Here is an 8002-nt window from a genome sequence, read left to right as displayed (position 1 = left end):
TGCTGCGGCGCCGACACATGCGAGCGCCGCGGCAACGACGATGAAACGATTCTTCATATCAGGCTCCAGTCTGGAATGAGGTCGTCGACGGCCGGCGCGGCGCCACCGCGGGCGCCTGCCGCCGGCCGGCGCAGCATCAGTGCGCGGCCGCGTTGTAGAAGGTCACGAGGTCGGCTTTCTCCTGCGGACGCGACGTATCGTCGAGATAGACCATGTGTCCGCCCTGATAGTCCCTGATCGTCAGGTTCGGTTGCGTCCCGAGCCGCGCGAGGTCGAGCTCGGTCTGGTAGAACGGCGTCGCGATGTCGTGATACCCGTTCAGCGACAGCACCTTCAGTTGCGGATTCAGCGTCAGCGCCGCGGCGAGGTCGGGGATCGTGTCGGGCATCGCGAGCCCGTCGTGCGTCCAGTCCCACGTGTTGATCGCGTTGCTGCTCAACGAATACGCCGACTGCGCGGTGTACTTCAGCTCGTTCGGCAGGTACTTGCCGATCGTGTCGGTGAACGGCTTCGTGATGAACGAGCTCGACGGATCGCCGTCCGCGGCAAGCGGGCTCGACACCGGCACGTTCACGCGCGCGTCGTAGCGGCCGATCAGCGTGCCCGGGATCAGCGACAGCTGGAAGCTGTTGTCGAAGAAGGTCGGGATCACGTTGAAGTCCGCATTCCACAGCGACTGCTTCACGCCGGTCGAATTCACCATCGTCGTGACGAGGGCCGGCGGCGGCGGCGTATGGCTCGCCAGGTACGCGTTCACGGCGGGTGCGTAGCTGCCGGCCGTCAGCAGGCGCATCTGGTCGGCATACTGCGGCAGGTTCGACGGGTTCGGGTTGTCGAGCTGGTAGTACGCACCGACGGTGCCATACGACGGCACGAAACCCGCGCAACTCACCGGGCTCGACCCGTTGTTCGAGTTGCCGATGTAGTCGCTCGCCATGTCGCAGTTCGTGTTGTAGTTCAGGATCGACGACTGCAGCACGATGCCGTCGAGCTTCACGCCGGCCGTCTCGAGCAGGTTCGCGAGCACGTCGGTGCGCGGCGTGCCGTACGACTCGCCGAACAGGTATTTCGGCGAGGCACTGCGCTGGTTCACGGCGAGGTAGCGCGTGACGAAATCGCGGAACGCGCCGCCGTCCTGGTCGACGCCCCAGAACGTCTGGTTCGTGTTCGGCGCGATCGCTTCGGAGAAGCCGGTGCCGATCGCATCGACGAACACGAGGTCGGTCGTGTCGAGCAGGCTTTCCTGGTTGTCGACGAACGGGAACGTCGACGTGTTCGCGTTCGGGTCGCCCGTCTGGATCCGGCGCGGGCCGAACGAGCCGAGATGCAGCCACACCGATGCCGAGCCGGGGCCGCCGTTGTACAGGAAGGTGACGGGCCGCTTCGCCGCGGGCTGGTTGTCGGCCGTATAGGCGACATAGAAGAACGAGGCTTCGGGTGCGCCCGTCTGCGGATTGCGCGCGACGAGGTGGCCGGCCGTGGCCGTGTAGCGGATCGTCTTGCCGTTCAGCGTGATCTGGTGATGCGTGACGGCGGCCTTTTCAACCGCGGCGGAGGCGTCGAGCGACGCGTTCGCGCTCGACGAATAACTGTTCGGATCGTTGTACGCCCTGTCCACCTGACCGGCGGGATCGGCTGAGTTGTCGGCGCTGGCAGCAGCGGACGATGTCACGTCGTCGTTGCAGGCCGTCAGAATCAGCGAAGAAAACACCACCCCCAACAACAGCTTCGCTTTGCTCGCTGGCATCGTTGCTTTCCTTCTCTCGGATGTTTTTTGTATCGAGCAGCCGGATAAGCCGCCCCCCGCCTCGATCGCGGCCGATAAGCCGAGGCGCTGGCCAATATACGCGAGCCCGTCAGCTTTGAAAAATTTTGAAATATTTGGACGGCGGCCGGTGCGGCGCACACCTTTCAGGAATGCTTCGGTTCGCGAAACGTTGCATTTCACGTGCCTTTCACGGACTTTCGCGTTTACCCGGGAACACTAAAAATTCCAGGATTTCGTGCCATATCAGCCAACAAACGCGCGTGATCGCGAGCATTGCTCAGCAAAGCGAAATAGACGGATTCGTCTAATGGATGTGACCCGAAATGCGCGTGACGCGCATGCGCTGCAGCGCACAAACGGCCCGCGAGCGACCCGCGTGCAGCGCACGGGCGTCGAAACGGTCAATGTGACGGCGCGCTCGCGCCGTTCACTCCGATTGCGGCAGTTCGGCCGCTCCCATCCGGCGGGCGATGACTGCCGCGCGCTGCGCCTGGTAGGCCGAGCCGCGGTGCGCGTCGAACCAGCGCGGCTTCGGCAGCATCACCGCGAGGCGCGCCGACTGCCACGCGCCGAGCCGGCTCGCGGGAATCCGGTAGTAATAGCGTGCGGCCGCCTCGGCACCGTACACGCCGCGCCCCCACTCGACGGAATTCAGGTAGATCTCGAAGATCCGCTCCTTGTCGAGCACCGTTTCGAGCATCCACGTGATGATGAGCTCCTGCCCCTTGCGGATGTAGCTCTTCTCGCGCGACAGGAACAGGTTGCGCGCGAGCTGCTGCGTGATCGTCGAGCCGCCCGCGACGATCCGGCCGCGCGCCTTGTTCTTCTCCCACGCCTGCAGGATCGCGTCGACGTCGTAGCCGTTGTTGGTCGCGAAGGTCGAGTCTTCCGACGCGATCAGCGCGCGCTTCAGGTTGCGCGAGATCTGGTCGTAAGGCACCCACTGGTGCTGGATCTGCGCGGGCGGCTTGTCGCGCGACAGCCACCACGCGTCGGTGCGCATGAACGCGGTCGAGCCCGGGTTCACGAACGACCACAGCGCGATCTGTACGAGATAGAACAGTTGCGTCGCGAGCCACGCACCCGCGAACACCGATCCCGCATAGACGATCCAGCGCGTCGGGCTCACCGTCCGCGTGTGCTGCGTGCCGCTCACCGCCACCACGTGCCGCGCCCCGTTCAGCTCGCCGCGAGCGCCTGGCGCAGCGCGGCCAGCACCGGTGCGCCGTCCGGACGCACGCCGCGCCAGATGAAGAACGATTCGGCCGCCTGCTCGACGAGCATCCCGAGCCCGTCGGCGGTGCGCGCGCCGAGCGACGCCGCATGCTGCATGAACACCGTCGGCTGCGCGCCGTACATCATGTCGTACGCGAGCGTGCCCGCGCCGAACGCGGCCGCGTCGCACTCCGGCAGCGCGGCATCGAGGCTGCCGGCCGTCGCGTTGATCACGACGTCATATGGCTCCGCGCGCACGACGTCCGGGCCGCCGCCCGCGAGCGTGCAGCCCGCATCGTGGGCGGCCTGCATGAACTGGCCGACGAGCGCCTCGGCCTTGCTCGCGGTGCGGTTCACGATCGTGATCGACAGCGGCGCGCGGTCGAGCAGCGGCAGCACGACACCGCGCGCCGCGCCGCCCGCGCCGAGCAGCAGGATGCGCGCGCCCGCCAGCGACACGCCGAGATTCGCTTCGATGTCGCGCACGAGGCCGACGCCGTCGGTGTTGTCGCCATGGATACGGCCGTCGGCGTCGATGCGCAGCGTATTCACCGCGCCCGCCGCCGCCGCGCGCGGCGACAGCGTGTCGGCAAGCGCATGCGCCTCGAGCTTGAACGGCACCGTCACGTTCGCGCCGCGACCGCCTTCGGCGACGAATGCCCGCACGGCCGCGTCGAACCCGTCGACCGGCGCGAGCCGGTGCGTGTATTCGACCGGCTCGCCCGTCTGCGCGGCGAACTGCGCGTGGATGAACGGCGACTTGCTGTGCGCCACCGGGTTGCCGAACACGACATAGCGGTCGGCGCCGCTCGTCGACGCAACTGTGGTCATGATGCGCGCCCCTCTTCTTCGGCGTTGCCGCCCGTGGCTTCGCCGCCTTCACCACCTTCGCCGGCTGCCGCGCCGTCCGCCTCCGCCAGCGCTTCCGCCTCGGTTTCGGCCGTCGCGTCTTCGGCGTCGATCAGCGTGTCGTCGCCGCCTTCGGCGTCATCCTCTTCGTCGGCCGCGTCGCCGCTCGTCACGGTCGGCGCATCGAGCACGTTCAGCAACCGCACCGATGCCTCGATCGTCAGCTCGTCGAGCGACATCACGTCGAGCAGCACGCGCGTGCCGCGCGCATGCACGCCGAGCCCCGGCACGTGCAGCAGCAGCGGAATTTCCTCGAGGCGCACGAGATCGCCCTTCACCACGCTCGCGACGACCTGCTTCTTCTGCTCCTGCGCGAGCCAGCGCAGGCACCAGAAGTACTCCATCCGGCGCTGGTAGTCGGCGTAGGCCGTATACGTGTCGTCGAAGCCCTGCACGACCGCGTACAGGTCGGCGTCCTTCGGCTTGAACGGTGCGGCGAGCTTCGCGGTGACGCCGTGCTGCACGCACGCGAGCAGCTGCCACTGGTTCACGAGGTCGACGTAGCGGCGCAGCGGCGACGTGCTCCATGCGTACTGCGCGACGCCGAGACCTTCGTGCGGCGCGGCCGTCGTCTGCATCCGCGTGCGCTTCGGGCCCGGTGCGCCGAAGCCGCGCTGCGAGCGATAGATGCCCGGCACCGTGTGATCGTGCAGGAACGCGCCCCAGGTCGAGTTCGCGAGGATCGCGAGCTCCGACACGATCAGGTCGAGCGGCGAGCCGCGGCGGCGCGGCGTGATCGTCACGTGCTCGCCTTCGACGTAGAAGTTGTAGTCGGTGTTGCGCTGCACCTCGCGCTTCAGGCCGTAACCCGCGCGCGCGACCTGGCGCTTCTCGAACAGCGCCTGCGCGAGCGGCCACAGCACGGCGATGTCGTCCTTGTGCGGATAGTCGCCGGTGCCGGCCGCGAGCGTCTCTTCGTTGACGAGCTCGTCGAGGTTGTTGTGCCGCAGGTTGTTCTTCACGAACACGAGCTCGGCGCGCGTCTCGTTCGCGACGATCTCCTGCGTTTCGCGGTTGACGATGATGTACAGCGACAGTGCCGGGCGGTAGTCGCCCTCTTTCAGCGTGAACACGTCGACGACGTCGTCCGGCAGCATCGTGATCTTGTCGCCCGGCATGTAGACGGTCGACAGGCGCGTGCGCGCGATCGCGTCGATCGCGTCGCCGCGCACGATGCCGAGCGCCGGCGCCGCGATGTGCACACCGATGCGCACGCGGCCGTCGGAGAGATGCTCGACCGAGAATGCGTCGTCGATTTCGGTCGTCGTGATGTCGTCGATCGAGAACGCCTCGACGTCCGCGCGCGGCAGGTCGTCCGGCAGCGGGCCGACCGTGACGGCCGGGAAGCCCGTGCCGTGCGGGAAGAACTCCGCGAGGAAGCGCGCCTCGTGCAGCGCGCGCGGCGACGCGATGCCGCCGCAGTCGAGCATCAGCCGCGCCGGCGACACGCCGCGCGCACCGGCCGCCGCTTCCATCGCCTTGTATTCGATCGCGTTCTTGTCCGGCCGCGTCAGCAGCCCGAGCACCTTGCCCGCGAACGCTTCCGGCAGCTTGCCGGCCTTCAGTTCCTCTTCGTACTGCGCCTGGACGAGCGCCTGCTGGCGCTTGCGCTCGAGCGACGCGAGCGCCATCTTGAGCTGCTCTTCCGGCGCGCGCTGGTACTGGCCGCGCCCCTTGCGGCGGAAGTAGACGGGCGAGCCGTGCAGTCGCAACACCAGCGCCGCCCGCTCCACCGGGCCGTACGTCGCGCCGAAGTATTCCGCGGCCAGCGCCGTATACGCGAACTCGTCGGTCGGCGCGCATTCCCACAGGAAATCCAGGTCGATCTGCTGCGCGGCCGTGTCGGCTTCCTGCATCAGTTCGCCCGCGGCCGGCTTGTCGAATTCGATCAGCACGTCTTTCGCGCGCACCTTGGCCCGCCGCCCGCCGGGCAACTCGACCTGAAATGCGTCGCCCTGGCGCGACAGCACGCTGCCCGCCTTGAAACTGCCCGATTCCTCGAAGAAAACGTTCACTCAGTACTCTCGTTCAGACTGCCGGGCGCCGCGTCCGCGGCGCCGCATGATGATGGGAATTCGATCGGCACGTGGCCGGATTAAGACGTCTTTCCGTCGCAAAACGCGAGAACGTCGTCGACATAGTCGGCAAATTCGCTGATCCCGTGATCGCTGCCTTCGATCACGCGCGTCTTCGCGCCCGGGTAGTGCGCGAGCATCTCGCGGTAATCGAGCACTTCGTCACCGGTCGCCGCGAACAGATAGTAGCGTTCGGCACGCGTGATTGCCGGCACGCGCAGCGCGTCGAGTTCATGCAGGTGATGGCGCTCGACGACGATCGTGCCGCCGCCGTGCCACAGCGGCTGTTCGCCCAGGTGCTGCTCGAGATCGCGCTGCGGCACGATGGCCGGATTCAGCAGCACGGCCTTCCAGCCGTGTTTTTCGGCCAGCCAGGTCGCGTAATAGCCGCCGAGCGAGCTGCCGATGACGGTCACGTCGCGCGCGCCCGCCACCTCGGCTTCCGCGACCGCGATCGCTTCGAGCGGCGACACCGACAGCGACGGGCACCGCCACTCGTCGCTGCGGCCGAGCTCGGCCATGCGCGCGGCGAGCTGGCGCGACTTCTGCGATTCCGGCGACGACCGGAAGCCGTGCAGATACAGGATCACGAGCGGCTCCCGAGCGCATCGAGCAGCTTCTGATGAACGCCGCCGAAGCCGCCGTTGCTCATCACGAGCACGTGGTCGCCCGGGCGGGCGGCTGCGACGACGGACTTCACCAGCAGGTGCAGGTCGTCGAACGCGTGCGCGCGATCGCCGAGCGGCGCCAGCGCCTCGGCCAGATTCCAGCCGAGCGCGTCGCGCCCGGCCGGCGCGCCGTAACCGAACACGAGATCGGCGTCGGCCAGGCTCGCCGGCAATTGCGACTTCATCACGCCGAGCTTCATCGTGTTCGAGCGCGGCTCGAGCACGGCGAGAATGCGGGAATTCTGACGGCCGATGCGTGCACGAAGGCCGGCGATCGTGGTTTCGATCGCGGTCGGATGGTGCGCGAAGTCGTCGTAGACGGTCACGCCGTCCACGCTGCCGCGCACTTCCATGCGGCGCTTCACGTTGCGGAACGACGCGAGGGACGCGGCGGCCTGCGCGGGCGGCACGCCGACGTGGCGCGCGGCCGCGATCGCCGCGAGCGCGTTCATCCGGTTGTGATCGCCCTGCACCTGCCATGCGACTTCGCCGACGCGTTCCGCGTGCGAATACACCGCGAAACGCTCGTCGACCGGCACGCCGTCCTCGGCCGGCAGCGCCTGCCAGCCGCCGTCGACGCCGAACCGCTCGACCTCGCTCCAGCAGCCGCGCGCCAGCACGCGCTCGAGCGCGTCGGAACGGCCGTTCGTGACGATTCTGCCGACACCGGGCACGGTACGCACGAGATGGTGGAATTGCGTCTCGATCGCGGCGAGATCGGGGAAGATGTCGGCGTGATCGAATTCAAGGTTGTTCAGCACCGCGGTGCGCGGCCGGTAGTGGACGAACTTCGAGCGCTTGTCGAAGAACGCCGTATCGTATTCGTCGGCCTCGATCACGAAGAAGCTCGAATCGGTGAGCCGCGCCGACACGCCGAAGTTCAGCGGCACACCGCCGATCAGGAAGCCCGGGTTCAGACCGGAGTCTTCCAGCAGCCACGCGAGCATCGACGACGTGGTCGTCTTGCCGTGCGTGCCTGCGACCGCGAGCACCCACTTGCCGGCCAGCACGTGCTCGCCGAGCCATTGCGGGCCGGATACATAAGGCAGGCCGCGATCGAGGATCGCCTCCATCAGCGGATTGCCGCGCGTGACGACGTTGCCGATCACGAACAGATCCGGTTTCAGGTCGATCTGCTCGGCGCCGTAGCCCTCGATCAGCGTGATGCCCTGCGCCTCGAGCTGCGTGCTCATCGGCGGATAGACGCCCGCGTCGCAACCCGTCACCGTGTGGCCCGCCTCGCGCGCGAGTACGGCGAGACCGCCCATGAAGGTGCCGCAGATGCCAAGAATGTGGATGTGCATAGATGAATGCTTTCGCGCCGCCGGGCGCCGTCGATTCGGAAAGGATGTGTGTGCGGCGCGCCG

The 8002-nt window shown here is 67.5% G+C and carries 6 protein-coding genes; all 6 read right to left on the bottom strand.

The genetic code is table 11. The features are described 5' to 3' along the window. Positions 1 to 136: 136 nt before the first annotated feature. Positions 137 to 1747 carry a S10 family peptidase gene (locus DPV74_RS36715; RefSeq protein ID WP_027788420.1) on the bottom strand — a complete coding sequence of 537 codons (1611 nt, stop codon included), beginning with the start codon at positions 1745 to 1747 and terminating at the stop codon, positions 137 to 139. Positions 1748 to 2195: 448 nt separating this feature from the next. Beyond that, positions 2196 to 2933 (bottom strand): monofunctional biosynthetic peptidoglycan transglycosylase, encoded by a 738-nt coding sequence (gene mtgA / locus DPV74_RS36710; RefSeq protein ID WP_042976647.1) that lies wholly within the window; start codon positions 2931 to 2933, stop codon positions 2196 to 2198. Positions 2934 to 2947: 14 nt separating this feature from the next. Then, positions 2948 to 3814, bottom strand: a complete 867-nt coding sequence (aroE, locus tag DPV74_RS36705; RefSeq protein ID WP_119338967.1) for a shikimate dehydrogenase — start codon at positions 3812 to 3814, stop codon at positions 2948 to 2950. Beyond that, the gene (locus tag DPV74_RS36700) at positions 3811 to 5907 is read right to left on the bottom strand and encodes a ribonuclease catalytic domain-containing protein (protein ID WP_027788423.1); all 2097 of its coding nucleotides are present in this window, start codon (positions 5905 to 5907) and stop codon (positions 3811 to 3813) included. Before DPV74_RS36700 ends, aroE begins: the two co-directional genes overlap by 4 nt. 80 nt (positions 5908 to 5987) lie before the next feature. Next, positions 5988 to 6557: a YqiA/YcfP family alpha/beta fold hydrolase gene (locus DPV74_RS36695; RefSeq protein ID WP_119338966.1), complete on the bottom strand. Its 570-nt coding sequence runs from the start codon at positions 6555 to 6557 to the stop codon at positions 5988 to 5990. Continuing rightward, complete coding sequence (gene mpl / locus DPV74_RS36690) at positions 6554 to 7939, bottom strand: UDP-N-acetylmuramate:L-alanyl-gamma-D-glutamyl-meso-diaminopimelate ligase (protein WP_027788424.1); 1386 nt, start codon at positions 7937 to 7939, stop codon at positions 6554 to 6556. Before mpl ends, DPV74_RS36695 begins: the two co-directional genes overlap by 4 nt. Positions 7940 to 8002: the final 63 nt, after the last annotated feature.

Origin of the sequence: Burkholderia sp. HAN2018 (assembly GCF_024704855.1) — a bacterium.
In the GTDB taxonomy this organism is placed as follows: domain Bacteria; phylum Pseudomonadota; class Gammaproteobacteria; order Burkholderiales; family Burkholderiaceae; genus Burkholderia; species Burkholderia cepacia.
Note: the sequence above shows the minus strand (reverse complement) of the source record. Positions and strands in the feature narration are given on the sequence as shown.